This window comes from Pseudomonas sp. EA_5y_Pfl2_R50 (assembly GCF_963970475.1).
GTDB lineage: Bacteria > Pseudomonadota > Gammaproteobacteria > Pseudomonadales > Pseudomonadaceae > Aquipseudomonas.
This window is the reverse complement of sequence record NZ_CAXAPT010000020.1, coordinates 37,284-60,217: the sequence shown is the minus strand read 5'-3', so window position 1 is coordinate 60,217 and position 22,934 is coordinate 37,284. Positions and strand designations below refer to the sequence as shown.

The 22,934-nt window shown below is 59.3% G+C and carries 23 protein-coding genes; 10 read left to right on the top strand and 13 right to left on the bottom strand.

What is annotated here, in order from left to right; all coding sequences use genetic code 11:
* Positions 1-161: 161 nt before the first annotated feature.
* On the bottom strand, positions 162-1,361 hold the full coding sequence (tyrS, locus tag AACY19_RS25445; protein WP_339454310.1) for a tyrosine--tRNA ligase: 1,200 nt from the start codon (positions 1,359-1,361) through the stop codon (positions 162-164).
* A gap of 213 nt (positions 1,362-1,574) precedes the next feature.
* Here tyrS and AACY19_RS25440 point away from each other — a divergent pair, with 213 nt between their 5' ends.
* Together AACY19_RS25440 and AACY19_RS25435 are read left to right on the top strand one after the other, a co-directional pair.
* Positions 1,575-2,999, top strand: a complete 1,425-nt coding sequence (locus tag AACY19_RS25440; protein ID WP_339454309.1) for a peptidoglycan DD-metalloendopeptidase family protein — start codon at positions 1,575-1,577, stop codon at positions 2,997-2,999.
* Positions 3,000-3,002: 3 nt separating this feature from the next.
* On the top strand, positions 3,003-4,094 hold the full coding sequence (locus tag AACY19_RS25435) for an anhydro-N-acetylmuramic acid kinase (RefSeq protein ID WP_339454308.1): 1,092 nt from the start codon (positions 3,003-3,005) through the stop codon (positions 4,092-4,094).
* Between the two features lie 73 nt (positions 4,095-4,167).
* Here the strand turns inward: AACY19_RS25435 and erpA are convergent, their stop codons facing one another.
* Together erpA and argC are read right to left on the bottom strand one after the other, a co-directional pair.
* On the bottom strand, positions 4,168-4,518 hold the full coding sequence (gene erpA, locus AACY19_RS25430; protein WP_003176443.1) for an iron-sulfur cluster insertion protein ErpA: 351 nt from the start codon (positions 4,516-4,518) through the stop codon (positions 4,168-4,170).
* Positions 4,519-4,685: 167 nt separating this feature from the next.
* Entirely contained in the window at positions 4,686-5,720 is a 1,035-nt protein-coding gene (argC, locus tag AACY19_RS25425; protein ID WP_339454307.1) for an N-acetyl-gamma-glutamyl-phosphate reductase, read from the bottom strand.
* A gap of 134 nt (positions 5,721-5,854) precedes the next feature.
* Here argC and hemJ point away from each other — a divergent pair, with 134 nt between their 5' ends.
* From hemJ to coq7, 6 genes are all read left to right on the top strand, one after another.
* Complete coding sequence (hemJ, locus tag AACY19_RS25420; protein ID WP_053124346.1) at positions 5,855-6,283, top strand: protoporphyrinogen oxidase HemJ; 429 nt, start codon at positions 5,855-5,857, stop codon at positions 6,281-6,283.
* A 33-nt stretch (positions 6,284-6,316) separates the two neighbouring features.
* Positions 6,317-7,285 carry an NAD(P)H-dependent flavin oxidoreductase gene (locus AACY19_RS25415; RefSeq protein ID WP_339454306.1) on the top strand — a complete coding sequence of 323 codons (969 nt, stop codon included), beginning with the start codon at positions 6,317-6,319 and terminating at the stop codon, positions 7,283-7,285.
* 76 nt (positions 7,286-7,361) lie between these two features.
* Positions 7,362-8,312, top strand: a complete 951-nt coding sequence (locus tag AACY19_RS25410; protein ID WP_339454305.1) for a DUF805 domain-containing protein — start codon at positions 7,362-7,364, stop codon at positions 8,310-8,312.
* 61 nt (positions 8,313-8,373) lie between these two features.
* Positions 8,374-9,162 carry an SDR family NAD(P)-dependent oxidoreductase gene (locus AACY19_RS25405; RefSeq protein ID WP_339454304.1) on the top strand — a complete coding sequence of 263 codons (789 nt, stop codon included), beginning with the start codon at positions 8,374-8,376 and terminating at the stop codon, positions 9,160-9,162.
* A gap of 57 nt (positions 9,163-9,219) precedes the next feature.
* On the top strand, positions 9,220-9,558 hold the full coding sequence (locus tag AACY19_RS25400) for a histidine triad nucleotide-binding protein (RefSeq protein ID WP_339454303.1): 339 nt from the start codon (positions 9,220-9,222) through the stop codon (positions 9,556-9,558).
* A gap of 196 nt (positions 9,559-9,754) precedes the next feature.
* On the top strand, positions 9,755-10,402 hold the full coding sequence (gene coq7 / locus AACY19_RS25395) for a 2-polyprenyl-3-methyl-6-methoxy-1,4-benzoquinone monooxygenase (RefSeq protein ID WP_339454302.1): 648 nt from the start codon (positions 9,755-9,757) through the stop codon (positions 10,400-10,402).
* 229 nt (positions 10,403-10,631) lie between these two features.
* Here the strand turns inward: coq7 and AACY19_RS25385 are convergent, their stop codons facing one another.
* A complete protein-coding gene (locus tag AACY19_RS25385; protein ID WP_339454301.1) occupies positions 10,632-11,054 on the bottom strand; it encodes an OsmC family protein in 423 nt (140 codons plus the stop codon).
* A 236-nt stretch (positions 11,055-11,290) separates the two neighbouring features.
* Between AACY19_RS25385 and crp the strand changes: the two genes are divergently transcribed.
* Positions 11,291-11,935, top strand: coding sequence for a cAMP-activated global transcriptional regulator CRP (gene crp, locus AACY19_RS25380; protein WP_095122650.1), 645 nt, complete (start codon positions 11,291-11,293; stop codon positions 11,933-11,935).
* A gap of 10 nt (positions 11,936-11,945) precedes the next feature.
* Here crp and AACY19_RS25375 read toward each other — a convergent pair whose 3' ends face one another.
* From AACY19_RS25375 to AACY19_RS25360, 4 genes are all read right to left on the bottom strand, one after another.
* Positions 11,946-12,644 (bottom strand): lipoate--protein ligase family protein, encoded by a 699-nt coding sequence (locus AACY19_RS25375; protein WP_339454300.1) that lies wholly within the window; start codon positions 12,642-12,644, stop codon positions 11,946-11,948.
* A gap of 134 nt (positions 12,645-12,778) precedes the next feature.
* Positions 12,779-13,615, bottom strand: a complete 837-nt coding sequence (gene trpC, locus AACY19_RS25370) for an indole-3-glycerol phosphate synthase TrpC (protein ID WP_339454299.1) — start codon at positions 13,613-13,615, stop codon at positions 12,779-12,781.
* Positions 13,612-14,661 (bottom strand): anthranilate phosphoribosyltransferase, encoded by a 1,050-nt coding sequence (gene trpD, locus AACY19_RS25365; RefSeq protein ID WP_095050325.1) that lies wholly within the window; start codon positions 14,659-14,661, stop codon positions 13,612-13,614. The genes trpC and trpD overlap by 4 nt, the downstream gene beginning before the upstream one ends.
* Positions 14,662-14,670: 9 nt before the next feature.
* Positions 14,671-15,264 (bottom strand): aminodeoxychorismate/anthranilate synthase component II, encoded by a 594-nt coding sequence (locus AACY19_RS25360; protein ID WP_339454298.1) that lies wholly within the window; start codon positions 15,262-15,264, stop codon positions 14,671-14,673.
* 408 nt (positions 15,265-15,672) lie between these two features.
* Here AACY19_RS25360 and estP point away from each other — a divergent pair, with 408 nt between their 5' ends.
* The gene (gene estP / locus AACY19_RS25355; RefSeq protein ID WP_339454297.1) at positions 15,673-17,580 is read left to right on the top strand and encodes an esterase EstP; all 1,908 of its coding nucleotides are present in this window, start codon (positions 15,673-15,675) and stop codon (positions 17,578-17,580) included.
* An 81-nt stretch (positions 17,581-17,661) separates the two neighbouring features.
* On the opposite strand, the gene trpE is transcribed toward estP, so the two are convergent.
* The 5 genes from trpE to AACY19_RS25330 form a co-directional block, all read right to left on the bottom strand.
* Positions 17,662-19,140, bottom strand: a complete 1,479-nt coding sequence (gene trpE, locus AACY19_RS25350) for an anthranilate synthase component I (RefSeq protein WP_339454296.1) — start codon at positions 19,138-19,140, stop codon at positions 17,662-17,664.
* 71 nt (positions 19,141-19,211) lie between these two features.
* The gene (locus AACY19_RS25345; RefSeq protein ID WP_339454295.1) at positions 19,212-20,030 is read right to left on the bottom strand and encodes a phosphoglycolate phosphatase; all 819 of its coding nucleotides are present in this window, start codon (positions 20,028-20,030) and stop codon (positions 19,212-19,214) included.
* A complete protein-coding gene (gene rpe, locus AACY19_RS25340) occupies positions 20,027-20,701 on the bottom strand; it encodes a ribulose-phosphate 3-epimerase (protein ID WP_007918813.1) in 675 nt (224 codons plus the stop codon). Before rpe ends, AACY19_RS25345 begins: the two co-directional genes overlap by 4 nt.
* A 79-nt stretch (positions 20,702-20,780) precedes the next feature.
* Positions 20,781-21,929, bottom strand: a complete 1,149-nt coding sequence (locus AACY19_RS25335; protein WP_339454294.1) for an iron-containing alcohol dehydrogenase — start codon at positions 21,927-21,929, stop codon at positions 20,781-20,783.
* Positions 21,930-22,106: 177 nt separating this feature from the next.
* Positions 22,107-22,931, bottom strand: a complete 825-nt coding sequence (locus AACY19_RS25330) for an ABC transporter permease (protein WP_093097808.1) — start codon at positions 22,929-22,931, stop codon at positions 22,107-22,109.
* Between the last annotated feature and the right edge of the window lie 3 nt (positions 22,932-22,934).

The following is a 22,934-nucleotide window of genomic DNA, read 5'->3' as shown; positions in this document are numbered from 1 at the left end:
CACCTCTTTTTCAACTTCCTTTCGACTTCGATGAACTGAAGCAACCTGCTGCCGAAACCTAAATAACTCATTGAATCTCAAGGAGTTTTCCGTTTCGACTGCGCCGGAAGTGGGGCGAATTATAGACTTCTAAAATTCGCCGTCAACCCCTAATTTCAACCTTACTCAGTTTTCAGCGTAATACGGGCGAATGCCTTCTTCCCGGCTTGGCAAACGTGGGTTGCACCCAGTACATATATAAAGGAGCGATCCACCACCTCGCCATCGACGCGCACCCCACCCGACGCCAACAAGTCGCGCGCCGCGGCCGAGTTCTTAACCATGCCTGCCTTATTAAGGACAGCAGCAATCGGCATATCCTCAGTAGATGCCAGCTCGATCTCGGGAAGATCATCCGGCAACTCGCCATCTTTCATGCGATTGCCCGCCGCACGATGCGCATTGGCTGCAGCCTCCTCACCATGAAAGCGCGCAACAATCTCTTCAGCCAGCTTAATCTTCACGTCACGAGGATTGGCACCCGCCTCTACTTCGGCACGCAATGCATTGATCTCATCCATTGAACGGAAGCTGAGCAACTCGAAGTAACGCCACATCAGCGCATCCGGAATCGAAACCAGCTTGCTGTACATCACACCCGGCGCCTCCTGAATGCCGACGTAGTTGCCCAACGACTTGGACATCTTCTTCACGCCATCCAGACCTTCGAGCAACGGCATAGTCAGAATGCACTGAGCCTCCTGACCATAACCACGCTGCAGTTCACGCCCCATCAGCAAATTGAATTTCTGATCGGTACCACCCAGCTCTACATCCGCACGCAGAGCAACCGAGTCATAGCCCTGAACCAACGGATACAAAAACTCGTGAATAGCGATTGGCTGATTGGTGGTGTAGCGCTTGTCGAAGTCATCACGCTCCAGCATGCGCGCAACGGTGTATTGCGAAGTCAGACGAATGAAGTCAGCCGGCCCCATCTGATCCATCCAGGTAGAGTTGAACGCGACTTCGGTTTTCGCCGGATCGAGAATCTTGAACACCTGAGTCTTGTAGGTCTCGGCGTTCTCCAGAACCTGCTCGCGAGTCAACGGAGGACGAGTGGCGCTCTTGCCGCTCGGATCACCGATCATCCCGGTGAAGTCACCGATAAGGAAGATCACCTGGTGCCCCAGCTCCTGGAACTGACGCAGCTTATTAATAAGCACGGTATGACCCAGATGCAGATCCGGAGCGGTAGGATCAAAACCAGCCTTGATACGCAGCGGTTGGCCGCGCTTGAGCTTCTCGATCAGCTCGGACTCGACCAACAATTCTTCCGCACCACGTTTAATCAGCGCTAGCTGCTCTTCAACCGACTTCATAACAGACCCGCAAGGCTCAGATTCAAAGGGAACCAACCATACAAGAACGCGCACCAAATACAAGTTTTGCCCGGCACACGGACACCATTCCCCAGAACGAGTGTCTGTGGACTTGCTTCAGGGATGATTTGGTTATATTTTATACAGTTATTTCATCTTCATCATGTCATTCATCTTTTCCAATTCATCTTTTTTCAAAGTCAAAAATTACTTATGACCACAGACCCGTCTAAAGCGCCCCCGCTTTACCCGAAGACCCACCTGCTCGCAGCAAGTGGAATCGCCGCCCTACTGAGTCTGGCGCTACTGGTATTCCCTTCCAGTGATGTTGAAGCCAAAAAGACGACCCTGAGCCTTGAACTGGAAAGTCCTGCTGAACAGCTGGCACAAGATCAAGACGCTGCTGACGCCGTTCAAGCCACAAATGAGCCAGTAGCCTCGCCATTTGCCCAGATCGAAAACAACGAAGAAAACGCTCCGCAGACCGCCGAAACCGCACCCGCAGCCGCGCCGGCCGCTGATAAGCCAAAAGCTCCCGGTCATCGAGAAGTGACCGTAGCCAAGGGCGACACACTGTCGACCCTGTTTGAGAAAGTCGGCCTGCCTGCGGCTTCCGTGCATGAAGTACTGGCCAGCGATAAACAGGCCAAGCAGTTCAGCCAGCTCAAACGTGGCCAGAAGCTCGAGTTTGAACTGACCCCGGAAGGTCAGTTGGCCAGCCTGCAGAGCAAGGTCAGCGACGTCGAAACCATCACCCTGACCAAGAATGACAAGGGTTACGCCTTCAACCGGATCACAGCGAAACCTACCGTGCGCACGGCCTATGTTCACGGCGTAATCAATAGCTCGCTCTCGCAATCCGCAGCCCGCGCAGGCCTCTCGCACAGCCTGACCATGGATATGGCCAGCGTATTCGGCTATGACATCGACTTCGCTCAGGACATCCGCCAGGGTGACGATTTCGATGTGATCTACGAACAGAAAGTGGTCAACGGCAAGACTGTCGGTACCGGCCCGATCCTTTCCGCGCGCTTCACCAACCGCGGCAAGACTTACACCGCCGTGCGCTACACAAACAAACAGGGCAACAGCAGCTACTACACAGCTGACGGCAACAGCATGCGCAAGGCGTTCATCCGTACTCCGGTGGACTTTGCCCGCATCAGTTCGAAGTTCTCCATGGGCCGCAAACACCCGATCCTCAACAAGATCCGCGCCCACAAGGGTGTCGATTACGCAGCTCCACGCGGTACACCGATCAAAGCAGCCGGCGATGGCAAAGTACTGCTGGCGGGGCGTCGTGGTGGTTACGGCAACACCGTTATCATTCAGCACGGCAATACCTACCGCACGCTGTACGGCCACATGCAGGGCTTCGCCAAAGGCGTAAAAACCGGTGGTACCGTCAAGCAGGGCCAAGTCATCGGATACATCGGCACTACCGGCCTGTCCACTGGCCCGCACCTGCATTACGAGTTCCAGGTAAACGGCGTACACGTCGATCCACTGGGCCAGAAGCTGCCGATGGCCGATCCGATCGCCAAGGCCGAACGTGCTCGCTTCCTCGCCCAGAGCCAACCGCTGATGGCTCGCATGGATCAAGAGAAGGCCACCCTGCTGGCCTCGAGCAAGCGTTAAGCCATGCCTCTCTACATCGGCGTGATGTCCGGAACCAGTCTCGATGGCCTGGACATCGCCCTGATCGAACAGAACTCGGCGATCAAACTGATCGCCACTCACTACATCCCTATGCCTGAATCCCTGCGCGCAGAGCTTCTCGCCCTGTGCGCGAGCGGCCCCGACGAAATCGCCCGCTCGGCGATTGCCCAGCAATACTGGGTGAAGCTCGCCGCACAGGGCATCCACACGCTCCTCGATCAGCAGCAGCTCAAGCCCGAAGCCATTCGTGCCATCGGCAGCCACGGCCAGACCATTCGCCACGAACCGACGCGCGGCTTCACCGTGCAGATCGGCAACCCTGCCCTGCTCACCGAGCTGACCGGCATCTCGGTAGTCAGTGACTTCCGCAGTCGCGACGTCGCTGCCGGCGGGCAAGGCGCTCCTCTGGTGCCTGCCTTCCATGAAGCTTTGTTCGAAGAGCGTACCGGCAACCAGGCCGTATTGAATGTCGGCGGCTTCAGCAATCTGAGTCTGATTGAGCCGACCAGGCCTGTAGCCGGTTTCGACTGCGGCCCTGGGAATGTGCTGATGGATGCCTGGATTCAGCAACAACGCGGTGAAAGCTACGACCGCAACGGCCAGTGGGCGGCCAGCGGCACCGTTGAACCGAGCCTGCTCAAGGCTTTGCTCAGTGACCCGTTTTTTGTGACCCAAGGGCCGAAAAGCACCGGGCGCGAAGTGTTCAACCTGCCCTGGCTGGAACAACACCTGTCACGGCTGCCTGCCTTCGCTGCGGAGAACGTACAGGCCACGCTGCTTGAACTGACCGCAATGACCATCATTGAGTCGCTGCAAAGCGCTCAAGCGGATACCCGGGAAATGCTGGTCTGCGGTGGCGGAGCTCACAACGCGACACTGATGAAGCGCCTTGGCGAACTGTTGCCGAACACCACTGTCGCCAGCACCGCGAGCCACGGCGTTGACCCCGACTGGGTCGAAGCCATGGCCTTCGCCTGGCTTGCCCACTGCTGCCTCGAAGGCATCGCCGCCAATCGCCCGAGTGTCACGGGCGCCCGCGGTCTTCGGGTACTCGGCGCCATCTACCCGGCCTGATTGAATCGCCCACAGCAAAACGCCGCAGAACCGTAAGGCTCTGCGGCGTTTTGTCATCTGAAGCGAGGTGCGATCAGATCGAGAACGAGGAGCCGCAACCACAGGTCGTGGTGGCGTTCGGGTTCTTGATCACGAAGCGCGATCCTTCCAGACCTTCCTGATAATCCACCTCGGCACCGGCCAGGTACTGGAAGCTCATCGGATCGACCACCAGGCTCACGCCTTCGCGCTCGACAATGGTGTCGTCATCGGCCACATCTTCATCGAAAGTGAAGCCGTACTGAAAACCTGAACAACCGCCGCCCGTAACGAATACGCGCAGCTTCAAGCGATCATTCCCCTCTTCATCGACCAGGCTCTTCACCTTGTGCGCAGCACCGTGGGTGAATTGCAAAGCCGTGGGGGTGAAGGATTCGACGCTCATGCTGACTCTCTCCCGGCGTTACGCCGCCATAATGCGTGATGACGCGCATTATCCGCTTCTCCTAGAAAATCGGTCAACTATTGTTACGGTATATCAATAATCCGATCCTCTGCTCACCCTGCAAAAAGGCCCGTTCGGCGGGCCTCTTTGCTGTACTCAGGAAAATGTTACGGCAGCATACCGGCATGGGAAAGACCGAGGCGCTCGTCCAGCCCGAACAGGATGTTCATGTTCTGCACAGCCTGACCCGACGCGCCTTTGACCAGGTTGTCGATTACCGACAGCACCACCACCAGATCGCCATCCTGCGGACGATGAACCGCGATTCGGCAGACGTTGGCACCACGCACGCTGCGGGTTTCCGGATGACTGCCCGCTGGCATTACATCGACGAACGGCTCGTTGGCATAGCGCTTTTCGTATAGCGCCTGCAGATCCACCGAGCGATCAACCACAGTCGCATAGAGTGTGGAGTGAATGCCGCGAATCATCGGCGTGAGGTGCGGAACGAAGGTCAAGCCAACGTCCTTGCCCGCCGCGCGACGCAGCCCTTGACGAATTTCCGGCAGGTGACGGTGACCTTTGACTGCGTAAGCCTTCATGCTTTCGGACGTCTCGGAGTACAAAGATCCTACCGCCGCACCACGACCGGCACCGCTGACACCGGACTTGCAGTCCGCGATCAAACGCGAAGCATCAGCCAGACCGGCTTCAAGCAAAGGCAAAAAACCCAACTGCGTAGCGGTTGGATAGCAACCGGGCACGGCGATCAGGCGAGCTGCCTTGATCTGCTCGCGATTGACTTCAGGCAGACCATATACCGCTTCGTCGAGCAGTTCCGGCGCACCGTGCGGCTGACCGTACCACTTGGCCCACTCATCAGCGTCCTGCAAGCGGAAGTCAGCCGAGAGGTCGATCACCTTGGTTCCTGCCGCCAGTAACTCGCCCGCCAATGCATGAGCAACACCGTGCGGGGTTGCGAAGAACACCACATCGCAAGCGCCCAGGGTATTGATGTCCGGCACACTGAACGCCAGGCCGTCGTAGTGGCCGCGCAGGTTCGGGTACATATCAGCCACGGCCAGACCGGTCTCGGATCGGGAAGTGATCACCACCACTTCTGCCAGCGGGTGCTGCGCCAACAGACGCAGCAATTCGACACCGGTGTAACCCGTGCCGCCGACGATACCGACCTTGACCATAAACCTGCCCTCAACGAACCCACTGGAAAGCCGTCGATAATATGGGCCGCGCGCGCCTGCGACAACCGTCAAGGTGACGTGCGGACACACAAGCCTCTACTATCCGGCTTACCGTGAATGAGGAAATAACCAAAATGCTCTATCTGTGGATCAAAGCGTTTCATATCGTCAGTGTTGTGTGCTGGTTTGCCGGACTGTTCTACCTTCCACGACTGTTCGTTTATCACGCGCAGAGTGAAGACACGATCAGCAAGGAACGCTTCAGCGTCATGGAGCGCAAGTTGTATCGCGGCATCATGGGCCCCGCGATGATCGCCACGCTGATTTTCGGCGGCTGGCTGATCTATCTGAACCCGAGCATCTTCAGCATGGGTGGCTGGATACACGCCAAACTGACGCTCGTTGTCTTGCTGATCGGCTACCACCACATGTGTGGCGCTCAGGTAAAACGTTTCGCCCGTGGCGAGAACACCCGCAGCCATGTCTTTTATCGCTGGTTCAATGAAGTGCCGGTGCTGATATTGCTGGCTATCGTAATTCTGGTCGTGGTCAAGCCGTTCTAACTTCAATAACCACCACACTTCGGGGGACTTTCCATGTCGCTGCCCGCTTTGCTCGAACAACGTCTGCGCTTGCCCGTGGTGGTGGCGCCGATGTTTCTGATTTCCAACCCGGAGCTGGTACTTGCTTGCTGCCGAAACGGCGTGGTCGGTAGTTTTCCAGCACTCAACCAGCGAGAAAGCAGCGGCTTCAAAGCCTGGCTGGAACAGATCGAAGCGGGACTGGCGACACTGGCTAACCCGGCACCGTATGCCGTGAACCTGATTGTTCATAACAGTAACCCGCGCCTGCAGGCGGACTTGAACATCTGCGTCGAGCACAAAGTGCCCATCGTCATCACCAGCCTCGGCGCGGTGAAGGAGCTGGTTGACGCCGTGCACAGTTACGGCGGACTGGTGTTCCACGACGTGACAACCCGACGCCATGCAGAGAAAGCCGCCGAGGCCGGGGTCGATGGATTGATCGCCGTCGCCGCTGGTGCCGGTGGCCATGCCGGCACCTGGAGCCCGTTTGCACTGATCGCCGAGATCCGCCAGTTCTTCGACAAGACGCTGTTGCTTGCAGGATGTTTGAACCACGGCCATGAGATTCTCGCCGCACAGTTGCTCGGTGCGGATTTGGCCTACTTCGGTACGCGATTTATCGGCACCACGGAAAGTCATGCGCCTGACGCCTATAAGGAGATGCTGCTGACAGCCAAGGCTGCGGACATCATCCATACTCCAGCGGTGTCGGGCGTTCCGGCCAGTTTCATGCGCCAAAGCCTGGAGGCGGCCGGATTCGATATGGCAGCCCTGCAAGGCAAGGGAGAAGTGAATTTCGGCGACAAACTCAAGCCCATCAGCGACGAAGCCAAAGCCTGGAAGACCGTGTGGTCGGCGGGCCAGGGTGTAGGGCAGATCGATGACCTGCCAAGCGTGGATCAGTTGGTCGCCCGCCTTGACGCTGAATACCGCCAGGCCCAGGAACGCGCAGCGCAACTGCCACAACGCTGGCCACGCTAAAAATCAGGCCAGTCACTGGCGGACTGGCCTTACACTGACGACCTTTCAATCCATTCGCGACAAGGATGCCTCGGCCATGAGCGAACCCCGTTACAAGATCGTTTTCGACGGAGCTCTACAGCCCGGTGTCGACATCACCACTGCCAAGCTCAATCTGGCAGATCTGTTCAAAAGCGATGTGGCCGCCATCGAGCGTCTGTTCAGTGGCCGCGCCGTTGCACTCAAACGTGAGCTGTCCCACGGCGATGCGCAGACATATCTACAAGCGTTGAGCAAGACCGGCATCGACGCGCGAATCGAACCTGAAACGGCCATCGAACTGAATCTGGCGGACGTGCAGGAACACTCCGCGGCCATGGCGGAGCCGACTTCTCCGTATGCGCCACCCCGTGCGAATGTCGGCGCAAGCCTGCCGGCGTTCGCAACGCTCAAGCCCTTCGGGGTGGAAGGCCGGATCGGACGTCTGCGCTTTCTGGCATGGTCGATGGTGATGACCCTGGTGACTCTGCCGATCATCAGTATCTTTGCACTGATTTTTCTCGGACTGGTCAGTAGCGAGTCCACCAGTGGCCTGATCGGCGGCGGCATCATCGCGGTCTTTTTGTGCCTGGCGCTGATCATCGTCAGCATCCTGTTCTGCGTTCAACGCCTGCACGATATCGGCTGGTCCGGCTGGCTCTGGTTGCTCAACCTGGTGCCCTTCGTGGGCAGTTTCTTTCCTTTTGTGCTCATGATCGTACCCGGCGATAAAGTTGCCAACCGCTACGGCCCACCGCCCCCACCGAACAGCACTGCGGTCAAGGTGCTGTGCTCGCTGTGGATCGTGTTTATCGCCCTGTTTTTCCTGGGCGGCATTCTCGGCGGCATCTCGGCCATCCAGCAGGAATATGAAAGCACCCTCGAAAGCAGCTACGAAAGCGGCTCGGTGACCACTGACGAAATCGACGTGGAAGTCGAATCCCCAGCGAATTCCGCCGACGATGCAGCCGAAGCGGCACAGGCCCCTGTAGACTCTGCGAAAGAATGAACAGCGCTCCCTGCCGTGACACCCGCGTCGCCGGCGCGGAGCTGTTGCGATGGAGAATTGCATGACCCGTTACGCTCTGATCACTGGCGCTTCCAGCGGTATCGGCCTTGCCATGGCCGAAGCGCTGGCCCGGCGCGGCCGCAGCCTGATTCTGGTGGCACGACAACGTGATCAGTTGGAAAGTATCGCCATCGAGTTGACTCAGCGCTTCGGCGTTGAAGTGTTGTTCCGGGCCTGCGACCTCGGCGAGCCCCTGCGTCTGTCCGGTTTTTTGCTGGAGCTGGAAGAAGGAGACCGGCAGATTGATCTGCTGGTGAACTGCGCCGGCATTGGCACCTGTGGGCCGTTCCTCGCGCAAGACTGGATGACCGAGCAGGATCTGATCGAAGTGAACATCCTTGCCCTGACCCGTCTTTGCCATGCCATTGGTAACAGCATGGCGCTACAGGGTGGCGGGCAGATCCTCAACGTCGCCTCGGTTGCCGCGTTCAATCCGGGCCCGTGGATGAGCACCTACTACGCCAGCAAGGCGTATGTCCTGCACTTCTCGGAAGCCTTGCGAGTAGAACTCAAACAAAGCGCGGTGAAGGTTTCGGTGCTCTGTCCCGGCCCCACACGCACGGCGTTTTTCCGCACTGCGCAGCTGAACAGCGACAAACTCAACGACAGCAAAATGATGATGAGCCCTGAGGAAGTCGCGTTGTACACCGTGCGCGCCCTCGACAAAAACCGTGCAATCATAATCCCGGGGCGACGCAATCGCTGGTTCGCGTTCCTGCCAAGGCTGGGATCACGCTGGCTCAACCGCACCATTGTCGGCATGGTCAACAAGGCTTATTGCCCTCGCTGAAGCACCCGGATTCAAAGCCGTACACTCGACTCAGTCCAAACAACGGAGAAAACAGCAGTGGATACTCTGTTCACCAAGATCATCAACCGGGAGATTCCGGCCAACATCATCTACGAGGACGACCAGGTGCTGGCGTTCCACGATATCGCCCCTCAGGCACCGGTGCATTTTCTGGTGATCCCGAAGAAGCCGATACGCACCCTGAATGACCTGACCGAAGACGATAAAGCGCTGGCCGGGCACATTCTGTTTACCGCGCAACGCCTGGCGCGGGAACTGGGTTGCGAAGAAGGTTTCCGCGTGGTGATGAACTGCAACGAAATGGGTGGGCAGACCGTCTACCACATTCATATGCACGTACTCGGTCAGCGTCAGATGAACTGGCCGCCGGGCTGACACTCGACCCATTCCCCGTGGAAGCGGGTTTGCTCGCGAAGATGTCGGCACTTTCAACCTGCCAGCGCCTGTCCTTCTGCCTTCGCAAGCAAGCCCGCGCCCACAAAAAGCACGACCGCGCGGCAAATGACCCAGCGCAAACCTTCCCCGGCCGATTCGGTTAAACTGGCCGTCGAGATTCTTCCCGGAGGTCAGCATGACTACCCAACGTCACTACTCGCCAATTGACCGTCTTCTGTTGCAAGCCGACGCCGCGATGCGCACCCTGCTGCCCTTCAGTGGCCAGCCATACCGCCCATCGCCAGCCATTCTGCAACCGGACACGCAGATGAGCGATGAAGACACCCGTCACGTCGCCGGTCTGATGCGGATCAACCATACCGGCGAAGTCTGCGCCCAGGCGCTGTATCAAGGGCAAGCGCTGACCGCCAAGCTGCCGCAAGTGCGTGAAGCCATGGAGCACGCCGCCGAAGAAGAAATCGATCATCTGGTCTGGTGCGAGCAACGCATCCACCAATTGGGCAGCCATACCAGCGTGCTCAATCCGCTGTTTTATGGCATGTCGTTCGGGATCGGCGCGGTAGCCGGATTGATCAGCGACAAGGTCAGCCTCGGTTTTGTCGCGGCGACCGAGCATCAGGTGTGCAAACATTTGAATGAACATCTGGAGCAGTTGCCGGCGGAGGACGAGAAGTCCCGGGCGATTCTGGAGCAGATGCGCATTGATGAAGAGCATCATGCGGACAGTGCGCTGGAGGCTGGTGGTTTCCGGTTTCCAGCACCGGTAAAGTTCGGAATGAGTATTCTGGCCAAAGTGATGACCAAGAGTACTTATCGGATCTGAAGTCTGCGCGCTGGCAAGCCAGCTCCCCACAGGCCCTGTATTGAGCAATAAAAAAGGCGACTACCGCAAAGTAGGCGCCTTTTTTATGCCTGAAAATCTTAGGTCGGCGTTGCGCGCGTAGAAGATTTCCAGCAGTTCGTGTTTCACCCGGTCAGTCAGCTGAGCACGTTGCTCGGCAGACCGGTTGCTCTGCGTCAGGCGCTTCGCGTTGTACTCTTGATTGATCTACTCAACCGAGTTCGACGATTTCGTAATCGTGGGTGATAGCCACGCCAGCGGCGCCAAGCATGATCGAGGCCGAGCAATACTTCTCGGCGGACAGTTCGATGGCGCGCTTGACCTGGGCTTCCTTGAGATTTCGCCCCTTGACCACAAAGTGCATGTGAATCTTGGTAAACACCTTCGGATCTTCGCTCGCGCGCTCGGCTTCAAGGAAGGCTTCGCAGCTTTCAACGGCCTGACGGGCTTTCTTCAGGATGCTGACCACGTCGAAGTTGCTGCAACCGCCAACGCCCAGCAGAAGCATTTCCATCGGGCGAACCCCCAGATTACGACCACCAGCGTCCGGTGGCCCGTCCATCACCACGACATGACCGCTGCCGGATTCGCCGAGGAACATGGCTTCGCCAGCCCATTGGATGCGTGCCTTCATCGCCCAGACTCCACTGTAAAAAAAGGGTCGCCAGCTTAGCACAGGGCTTTGCCCGGACAGCGTGCGATCCTTCCTAGGACGGATGCCTCTACAACGTAGGTAATTTCTCGAATTTGCGACGACGTGTCTGTTAAGCTGGCGCCAATTCGCTGGCGCCCATGCCAGCTGTGCAGCGACCGCCTTCAGCGCCTCATAAAAAATCAAACATCACCGTGCAGTCTTTTCGGGATACAACCATGGTTGCTATTACCCCCACCCCAAAAATCAAGAACCTCGACAAGCTGTTGATGCATTGCCAGCGCCGTCGTCATGCAGCCAAGAGCAATATCATTTGCGCCGGCGACCGTTCGGACACGCTGTACTTCATCATCAAGGGTTCGGTGACGATCCTGATTGAAGACGATGATGGCCGTGAAATGATCATCGCCTACCTGAACGCCGGAGATTTCTTTGGTGAACTGGGCCTGTTCGAACAGGCCGGCCAGGAGCAGCAGCGCAGCGCCTGGGTACGGGCCAAGGTTGAATGCGAAACCGCCGAAATCAGCTACGCCAAGTTCCGCGAATTGTCGCAGCAGGACCCAGACATTCTCTACGTCCTCAGTGGACAAATCGCACAACGCCTGCGCAACACCACGCGCAAGGTTGGCGATCTGGCGTTTTTCGACGTCACTGGCCGGGTAGCACGTTGTCTGCTGGAGCTGTGCAAGCAGCCGGATGCAATGACTCACCCGGACGGCATGCAAATCAAAGTGACGCGTCAGGAGATCGGACGGATTGTCGGTTGTTCGCGGGAGATGGTCGGTCGCGTGCTCAAGGATCTTGAAGAACGCAACCTGGTCGATGTGAAAGGCAAGACCATGGTGGTCTTCGGTACGCGCTAAATCCGCAAACTCAGGCGCTGTACATCTGCGCCAGCATCAGACGAAACAGCTCATCCAGACGCGCCAAGGCCTGTGGCGCGTTGAATTTCTCATGCAGGGCAATGTGGCTTTGCGCCCGCACCCGCTGCTCCAGGCCACACGCTTGATTGAAGCGATTGACCGCCGCGACCATCGATTCGCGCTCGTTATCCATCAGCATCGCCCCGTGTACCAGCCCGACGGGGCGCTGTCCGCCCTGACTCTGGCGCCAGCGCTGCGCGGTGCCGACCATTTTGCGGCCATCAAGGTTGACGTTAAAGCGACCATCACAAAACGCGCCGTCGATTTCACCCAACGATGATGTGCCGCCCAACTCATCCAGTAACTGACAGATCGGGTCGCACAGTCGACGGTAGCCGGTTTCGATGCGGTTCAGATCGCCTTCGCTGCGCGGTGGCGCATAGACCAGAGCGATGTTGATCGTCGCGGCAGATTGCGGGACCGGTTCGCCGCCGGTTTCCCGTAGCAGGACGGGCCAGCCAGCCACGGCGGAGACGTCGCAGGCGTGCTCGAAAGCAGGCAGACGATTGAGGCGGCGCGGCATGACCAACGCGCGATCGCTTGGTTGCCAGAACAGCAGGCCGAATTCCGCGTCACCGGCGCAGACCGAGGCCAGCAAATCCTGTTCGGCTTGCAGGCCTTCTGCGATGGTCAGAGAAACTGGAGTCATGAAGAAGTCCGCTAGATGATCAGTCTATGGTGAATCTTATGGCCTCTTCGCGAGCAAGCCCGCTCCCACATTGGAATGCATTCCTCCTGTGGGAGCGGGCTTGCTCGCGAATGAGTCGACTCGGTCTGATTGAGTCAGTCGAGGGTCGAACCACTGACCGGAACACCGCGCTCCGGGAAGAACAAGCGCTGCAATTCTGTGCCCGGATTCTCCGCACGCATGAACGCTTCGCCGACCAGGAACGAGTACACGTCGTTGATTTCCATCAGTTCGACATCGGCCCGGTTGAGGATGCCGCTTTCGGTAATGACCAGACGATCACGCGGAATCCGTGGCAGCAGGTCAAGGGTGGTTTCTAGGCTGACTTCAAACGTGTGCAGGTTGCGGTTGTTGACCCCGACCAACGGCGTGTCGAGGGTTTTCAGCGCGCGCTCCAGCTCATCGCCATCGTGCACTTCCACCAAAACATCGAGACCGGCGCCTTTGGCCACGGAGGCCAGCTCGGCCATTCTAACGTCGTCCAGTGCGGAGACAATCAGCAGCACGCAGTCGGCGCCCAACGCGCGAGCTTCAACGATCTGGTACGGATCGATCATGAAGTCCTTGCGAATCACCGGCAGGTTGCATGCGGCGCGCGCCTGTTGCAGGTAGGCGTCGGCGCCCTGGAAGTAATCGATGTCGGTCAGCACGGACAGGCAGGTCGCCCCGCCCCTCTCGTAGCTCTTGGCGATGTCGGCGGGAATGAAGTTCTCGCGGATCACGCCTTTGCTCGGCGAGGCCTTTTTGACTTCAGCGATCACCGCCGGCTCTTTCTTCTTGGCCTGCGCCAGCAGTGCCTGGGCAAAACCACGGGGTGCATCGGCCGCCTTGGCCAGAGTTTCCAGCTCGCTCAGGCTCACACGAGCGCTACGCTCGGCGACTTCCTGAACCTTGCGGGCCAGAATGTTCTCCAGAACCGTCGGTACACTCATCCCTCATTCTCCACTTTGAATACCGCGGTAAAGGCACCCAGTTCCTCGAGTTTCTCCCGAGCGAGGCCGGTGTGCAGCGCGTCGTGTGCAAGCTCGACGCCCTGTTTCAAACTGCTGGCCACGTCGGCGGCGTACAGCGCGGCGCCGGCGTTGAGCACAATCATTTCGGCGGCTTTCTGGCCGTTTTCGGTTTTGCGCTTGCCGAGGGCATCGCGGATAAGCGCCAGCGATGCTTCCGGGCCTTCAACCGACAGGCCGTGCAGACTCTGGCTCTTCATGCCCAGATCTTCCGGCTCGACCCAATACTCAGTGATTTCGTTGTTTTTCAGCTCGGCGACAAAGGTCGGCGCGGCGAGACTGAACTCGTCCAGACCGTCCTTCGAATGCACCACCAGCACATGCTTGCTGCCCAGACGCTGCAAGACTTCGGCCAATGGCCGGCACAGCGCCTGGGTAAACACGCCCACTACCTGATGTTTCACACCGGCCGGATTCGTAAGCGGGCCGAGCATGTTGAACAACGTCCGCAGGCCGAGATCGCGACGCGGGCCGGCGGCGTACTTCATGGCTTTGTGGTGGGTCTGGGCGAACATGAAACCGATGCCGACGTTGTCGATGCAACGGGCGACCTGAACCGGTGTGAGGTTGAGATAGATGCCGGCGGCTTCGAGCAAATCGGCGCTGCCGCTCTTGCCCGATACCGCACGGTTGCCGTGCTTGGCGACGGTGCACCCGGCGGCTGCGACAACAAAGGAAGAAGCGGTCGACACGTTGAAGATGTTTGCGCCATCACCACCGGTGCCGACGACATCAACCACGCCGTCGAGGGTCTTCAATTCGACCTGATCGGCCAGCTCGCGCATGACCGACACGGCGCCGACGATTTCGTCGATGCTCTCGCTCTTCATGCGCATGGCCATCATGAACGCGCCGATCTGCGCGTCAGTGCATTGGCCGGTCATGATTTCGCGCATCACGTCGCGCATCTCATCGGTGCTGAGATCAAGGTGATCGACGATACGGCTCAGGGCTGTCTTGATATTCATGGGAAGTCCTTAGCGCGTGCCGCCGGTTTGTTTGAGGAAGTTGGCAAACAGTTCATGCCCCTGTTCGGTGAGGATCGACTCGGGGTGAAACTGTACACCCTCAATGTTCAGGGTCTTGTGACGCAGACCCATGATTTCGTCGACCGAACCGTCATCGTGTTGCGTCCACGCCGTCAGCTCGAGGCAATCGGGCAAAGTATCGTGCTTGACGATGAGCGAGTGGTAGCGGGTAACTGTCAATGGATGATTCAGGCCGTTGAAAACGCCCTTGTCCTCGTGGAATACCGGACTAGTCTTACCGTGCATGACCTGTCGGGCGCGGATTACATCGCCGCCAAACGCCTGACCGATGGACTGGTGGCCAAGGCAGACACCGAGGATCGGCAGTTTGCCGGCGAAATGCTTGATGGCTTCGATGGAGATGCCGGCTTCGGTTGGCGTGCAAGGGCCGGGAGAAACCACGATGCGCTCGGGGTTCAGGGCTTCGATTTCGGCGATGGTCAATTCGTCATTGCGCACGACTTTGACCTCGGCACCCAGCTCGCCAAGGTATTGCACAACGTTGTAGGTAAAGGAGTCGTAGTTGTCGATCATCAGCAACATGGCGGGTCGAACCTCTTGAATTCTGAACTTGGAGACAGCCTTCAGATGACTTGCCCGCAGGGCGCTGCACGATGTCGGACGCGCCAATGGCGTCGGCAACGCGGCATATCAAACGGGCAAGGAAGGCAAAGCGATACAGATCCGGCGGGGCCGGCAGAAAAGATTCAGGCGCGCCAACGCCAGCGGGCGTGTGCCTTGATGACTTGATCCAGAAGTTTGCTGGTGATCAACACGGGAAAGGTCTCGTTCATACGTTCCGGCACAGTAACTTAGCTGGGCGGAGCGTGCAATATGGCCGGGCCTTTGGGGGATAAATCCAGACAAGGATTCGCGACCGATGGCAAAACGCCGCAGGTTTTTGGTACTGTCGTTTCGTTCACCTACAACAATAAATAAACGGACTTGCTCATGATCAAACAGACGTTGTTTGTACCGCTGGCCGGCTGCTTGTTGGCACTGGCTTGCGCCCAAGCGTATGCCGCGCCCAATCCTTATTCGAATTTCGTCGTGTTTGGCGACAGCCTCAACGATGCCGGCACCTTCAGAGACACCGGTGGCCCGGCGGGCGCCACTCAGCGCTACACCAACCGCACCGGCCCGATCTATCTGGACGGCAGCGGTGAATCCCGTGATCTGAACGCCACGCAACGGCTGGGCGCACGCCTGGGCTTCACGCCCGATCAAACTGCATCTTCCAGTTCGGCTGTGCGCGCTGAAAACGGCCAGACTGACGGCAACAACTGGGCAGTCGGCGGTTATCGCACCGACCAGATTCTCGACTCCATCACCACCCAGTCCGCCACCGGTGAGCGCACTCGCTCGGGTTACCTGCCATCGAACGGCTTGCGCGCCGATCCGAATGCGCTGTATTACATCTCCGGCGGCGGTAACGATTTCCTGCAAGGGCGTATCCTCAGCCTGCCGCAAGCCAACGCCGGCGCCGACCGTCTGGCCGACAGCGTGCAAGCCCTGCAAACGGCCGGGGCCAAATACGTGATGGTGTGGCTGTTGCCTGATGTCGGCCTGACCCCGGCGATCAATGGCACACCGCTCCAGGCCTTCAGCAGCCAGCTCGCCAGCCAGTTCAACAACCAGTTGGTCACGCGCCTGCAAGGCATCAACGCCGAAATCATTCCGCTGAACATCCCGGTACTGCTCTCGGAAGTGTTCGCCGATCCGGGCCGCTTCGGCCTGGCCACCGACCAGAACCTGACCGCCACCTGCTTCAGTGGCAGCGGCTGCACCGAAAACGCCCGTTACGGCATCAACAGCGCAACCCCGGACCCGAGCAAGCTGATCTACAACGACGGCGTGCACCCGACCGAGGCCGGGCAGAAACTGATATCCGATTACGCCTACTCGCTGCTGGCCGCGCCGTGGGAACTGACCTTGCTGCCGGAAATGGCCCACACCACGGTGCGTGCGCATCAGGATGAGTTGCGCAACCAATGGCAAGCGGACTGGGAAAACTGGCAGGCGGTGGGTCAATGGCGGGCGATTGTTTCCGCCGGCGGTCAGCATCTGGATGTCGACAGCCAAAGCAGCGGCGCCAGCGCCGATGGCAGCGGCTACAACCTCAACGTCGGCGGCAGCTATCGCCTCAATGACGCCTGGCGCGTGGGCGTCGCAGGTGGTTTCTACCGGCAGAATCTGGAGGCCGGGCATAACGATTCCGACTACAAACTCAACAGCTACATGGCCACCGCGTTCGCCCAGTTCCAGCAGAATCGCTGGTGGGCCGATGCGGCATTGACCGGCGGCAAACTCGACTACGACAACCTCAAGCGCAAATTCGATCTCGGCGCCAGCGAGGGTGCGGAGAAAGGCGACACCGACGGCAGTCTGTGGGCGTTCAGCGCCCGTGTCGGCTACGACATCGCCCAGCCGGGCAGCGAATGGCACCTGTCGCCGTTCGTCAGTGCCGACTATGCCAGCGTCGATGTCGATGGGTACTCGGAGAAGAGCAATCGCGCCACGGCGCTGAGCTTCGATGACCAGACCCGCGATTCGAAACGTCTGGGCCTCGGTATCCAGGGCAAATACAACTTCACCCCGCAAACCCAGGTGTTTGGCGAATACGCCCACGAGCGTGAGTACGAAGATGACGTGCAAAAGGTCAACATCGCGCTCAACACCCTGCCGGCCAACGATTTCAAACTCGAAGGCTACACACCGCAAAGCCACCTCAACCGCTTGAGCCTGGGCGTCAGCCACAAGCTCACGGCTGATCTGGCGCTGCGTGGCGGGTATACATTGCGCAAGGACGATGACTTTACTCAGCAGGGCGTCAACGTTGGGGTGGTGTTGGACTTCTGAATGGCAGGTACAAAAAAAGCGGCGCCTTCACAGGCGCCGCTTTTTTTGTTGACGACACAATCCCCCCTGTGGGAACGGTGATCAGTCCGGCGTTTGTTCGGCCAGGGCGACGGCGCGGAACATCGCGCGGCGCTTGTTCAGGGTTTCTTCCCATTCCAGCGCCGGCACCGAGTCAGCGACGATGCCACCACCGGCCTGCACGTGCAGTTCACCGTTCTTGATCACCGCCGTGCGGATCGCAATCGCGGTATCCATGTTGCCGTTCCAGGCAAAGTAACCAACCGCGCCGCCGTACACGCCACGCTTGACCGGTTCCAGCTCGTCGATGATTTCCATCGCACGGATCTTCGGCGCGCCCGACAAGGTGCCCGCCGGCAGAATCGCCCGCAGTGCGTCCATCGCCGTCAGCCCTGCTTTCAACTGGCCGGTGACGTTGGAGACGATGTGCATCACGTTGGAATAACGCTCGATGACCATCTTCTCAGTGAGCTTCACCGAACCGATTTCCGAAACGCGCCCGGTATCGTTACGCCCCAGATCGATCAGCATCAAGTGCTCGGCGATCTCCTTGTCGTCCGACAGCAGGTCTTCTTCCAGCGCCACATCGGCTTCTTCGGTCGCGCCACGCGGGCGCGTGCCGGCAATCGGGCGCACGGTGATCAGGTTGTCTTCAACGCGCACCAGCACTTCCGGCGAACTGCCGACGACGTGGAAGTCACCGAAGTTGAAGAAGTACATGTACGGCGTCGGGTTGAAGCACCGCAGGGCGCGGTATAGATCGATTGGCGCCGCCTTGAAGTCGATCGACATGCGCTGCGACGGCACGACCTGCATGCAGTCGCCGGCCAGGATGTATTCCTTGATGGTGTCGACGGCTTTTTCGTAATCATCCTGGGTGAAACTGGAACGGAACACCGGATCAGCCGATTGTTGCTTGCTGAAGTCCAGGCCACGGCGCGGGGTGATTGGCTGGCGCAGTTTCTCCAGCAATGCCTGCAACTGCGCCTGGCCCTGCTCGTAAGCATCCGCCTGAGCCGGGTCGGCAAGGACGATGGCGTGCATCTTGCCGGCAAGGTTATCGAACACCACGACCGCATCGGACACCATCAAGAGGATGTCCGGCACGCCCAGCGGGTCCGGATTCGGGCACTTGCCCAGACGTTTCTCTACATAGCGCACGCAGTCGTAACCGAAGTAACCGACCAGGCCACCGTTGAAACGCGGCAGACCGGCGATGGTCGGCACGTTGTAGCGGGCCTTGAAGGTTTCGACGAAGGCCAGCGGGTCTTCGACATCGTGGCTTTCGGTTTCGACGCCATCAACGGTGATGCTGACGTGATGATCGTGAACGCGCATGACCGTGCGGCATGGCAGACCAATGATCGAGTAACGGCCCCATTTCTCGCCACCCTGCACTGATTCGAGGAGGTAGGAATTGGGCTGGTCGGCCAGTTTCAGGTAGATCGAGAGCGGCGTGTCGAAGTCGGCCAGGGTTTCGCAGGCCAACGGAATGCGGTTGTAGCCGTCAGCGGCCAAGCGCAGGAATTCTTCGCGGATCATAAGGTGCCTCGTGGTGTGAGGGGCAAATCAGTCAGGTATGCAAACGCACCGGCAGGCCGGCCAGGAACAAGTCAGGCGCGCCAACGCCAGCGGGCCAGGGCCTTGATGACTTTCATCCAGAGTTTGCGAGTGACCACCACGATGGCGTTTCCAGAAGGGGATTGAGCAGCGTCGGGCAACGTTATCTCAGCGGCCGTGACGAGGCAACCGGGAATTAGCTTGCGCAGATCGTCGATCACCAGGGCCGGCGATTCTTCGGCAATCGGCCTGCCATGGTTGTAGCCGTAACTCAGCGCGACGCATTTGACCCCGGCGGCCTTCGCCGCCAGCACGTCGCTGCGCGAATCGCCGACGAACAATGACTGCGAGGCCGGAATGTTGGCCATTTTCATGACGAAGAACAGCGCCGCCGGATCAGGCTTCTTCTGCGGCAGAGTATCGCCGCCGATGATCCACTTGAAGTAACGACCGATCTTCATCTGATCCAGCAGCGGCGCGACGAAGCGCTCCGGCTTGTTGGTGATCAGCGCCATCGCCACGCCCTGCTTGTGCAGCCATTTGAGGGTGTCGCGCACGCCGGGATAGACCACGGTCAGCTCATGGCTGGCGCCGTAGGCTTCCATGAAAACCTCCAGCGCATGCTCGGCCTCCACGTCATCCACCGCCGAATGATCAATGCCACCGGCCAGCGCACGGCGCACCAGCACCGGCGCGCCGTTGCCCACCCATTCGCGCACCGAATCGATGCCCGCCGGTTGACGGCCGAGAGAGAGCAGCATGGTGTCCACTGCGGCTGCCAGGTCCGGAACCGAGTCGATCAGCGTGCCATCCAGATCGAACATCACCAGCCGAGGCAGTTTTCCCGGGAACAGCTGCTCAAATCCGCTCATGGACGGGCCAGCGCCAGTTCGGAACGCATCTTGTCGATGACTTCCTGATAGTTCGGCGCATTGAAGATCGCCGAGCCGGCGACAAAGGTGTCAGCGCCAGCCGCAGCTATTTCGCGGATGTTGTTGACGTTGACGCCGCCGTCGATTTCCAAGCGGATGTCACGGCCCGAGGCATCAATGATCGCCCGCGCTTCGCGCAGCTTGTCGAGGGTGCCGGGAATGAACTTCTGCCCGCCGAACCCCGGGTTGACGCTCATCAGCAGAACCATGTCGACCTTGTCGATCACGTACTTGAGCACGTCCAGCGGGGTCGCCGGGTTGAACACCAGACCGGATTTGCAGCCGCCTTCACGGATCAGTTGCAGCGAGCGATCAACGTGCAGCGTGGCTTCCGGGTGGAAGGTGATGTAGGTGGCACCGGCCTCGATGAAGTCGCCAACGATGCGATCCACCGGGCTGACCATCAGGTGCGCGTCGATTGGCGCGGTGACGCCGTACTTGCGCAATGCCGCGCAGACCATCGGGCCAATGGTCAGGTTGGGCACGTAGTGGTTGTCCATGACGTCGAAATGGACAAAGTCGGCGCCAGCGGCGAGAACGTTGTCCACTTCTTCGCCGAGGCGGGCGAAGTCGGCGGAGAGAATCGACGGAGCAATTACGAAGGGCTGCATGACGCACCTTTTCTGAGCTAAATCACGATGGCGCGCATTGTAGCCTCATGCATTGATGCGCGCACCGTGACCGCGATGATCAGTACGCCGCCCGGTAAATCTTCTCGATATCGACGGCGCTTAACTTGCGCGGGTTATTGCGCATCAAGCGCTCGATGCCCGCGGCTTCTGCCGCCATGGCCGGGATCGCCTCTTCAGGCACGCCGAAACTGCGCAGTCCGGCCGGGATTTCCACCGCCGCGCACAGATCGGTCATGGCCTGCACGGCTTTGTCTGCGGCTTCGGCTGCACTCAGATGAGCGGTCTTCACCCCCATGGCTTCGGCAATATCCTGCATGCGCTCAACGCAAGCCATCTTGTTCCAGGTCATGACATATGGCAGCAGCAAGGCGTTGCTCACACCGTGGGCAATGTTGAATCGCCCGCCCAAAGGATAGGCCAGCGCATGCACCGCACCGACCCCGGCATTACCGAACGCCATCCCGGCCATCAGGCTGGCGGTGGCCATGTCTTCGCGGGCTTGCAGATTGGCGCCGTTGGCATAGGCCTTGGGCAAGGCGTTGGCGATCAGTTTGATCGCCCCGATGGCCAGCGAGTCGGTGATCGGCGAGGCATTCACCGACAGATAGGATTCGATGGCGTGCACCAACGCGTCGACACCACTGGCGGCGGTGACGCTGCGCGGGCAGGTCAGGGTCATCTGCGGACTGACCAGCGCCACGTCCGGCAATAGATAGTCACTGACGATGCCTTTCTTCAATTGCGCGACTTTGTCCGAGAGAATCGCCACATTGGTCACTTCGGAGCCGGTGCCCGCGGTGGTCGGGATGGCAATCAGCGGCGGGCCTTTGCGCGGCACCTGATCGACGCCGAACAGGTCTTCCAGCGCACCGTGATAACCGGCATACGCGGCGACACTTTTGGCGATGTCGATGGCGCTGCCGCCACCGAGGCCGATCAAGCCGTCGTGCCCGCCCTCGCGGTACACGCGCATGCAGTCTTCGACGATGGCGATTTCCGGGTCGGGCAATACGCGGTCGAAAATCTCGTAGTCGCGCCCGCCGAGTTGCACCAGCGCCAGCGCGACGGTGCCGGATTTGACCAGCGCAGCGTCGGTAACGATCAGGGGATTGTCGATGTCCAGCCGGGTAAGTTCGCCAGCCAGTTGTTCGATGGCTGCGGCGCCGGTGATCAGTTTGTGAGCGATTTTGAACTGGGACAGACTCATCGTGCGCAGCCTCTTATAGATGTGGGAGCTGGGCACAAGATTAGCTGGTGATTTGGGGTTGTCTGCTATTCAGGGTGTGAATGGTTGGTCGGGTAGAAGACCAAGAGCCCCTCCCTAGCCCTCTCCCCCCATGGGGGAGAGGGTTGGGGTGAGGGGGAAAGGATCTTCAGTTCGCCGCTAGACCTGAGCGGTACGCAGTTTTTCGCTACGCCCACGCAGCCATTCCAGGGTCAGCAGCAGGATCACGGAGAAGGCAATCAGCAATGTAGCCGCCGCCGCAATCGTTGGGCTGAGGTTCTCGCGAATCCCGCTGAACATCTGCCGTGGCAACGTTGCCTGCTCTGGGCCTGCGAGAAACAGCGTGACCACCACTTCATCAAACGATGTGGCAAAGGCAAACAGCGCCCCGGAAATCACCCCCGGCGCAATCAGCGGCAAGGTTACCCGGCGGAACGCCGTCAGTGGCGATGCGCCCAGACTCGCCGCCGCACGCACCAGATTGTGGTTAAACCCCTGCAACGTCGCCGACACCGTGATGATCACAAACGGCACACCCAGCACCGCATGCACGACGATCAGCGAGAAGAAGCTGTTGCCCAGCCCCAATGGCGCGAAGAACAGATAACTCGCCACACCGATGATCACCACCGGCACGACCATCGGCGAGATCACCAGCGCCATCACCAGGGACTTGCCAGGGAAGTCGCCACGGGTCAGGCCAATCGCTGCCAGCGTGCCAAAAATCATCGCCAACACCGTCGCCGCCGGGGCGACGATGATGCTGTTCTTCAGTGCGCGCATCCACTCTGCCGAGGCGAAGAAGTCGTGATACCACTGCAGCGAAAAGCCCTGCAGCGGATAGACCAGGAAACTCCCCGAGTTGAACGACAGCGGTACGATCACCAGCACCGGCAGGATCAGGAACAACAGAATCAGGCCGCAGAGAATCCGCAGGCTGTAGAACCACACCCGTTCGATGGGCGACATGTAAGGACTCAGCATCTC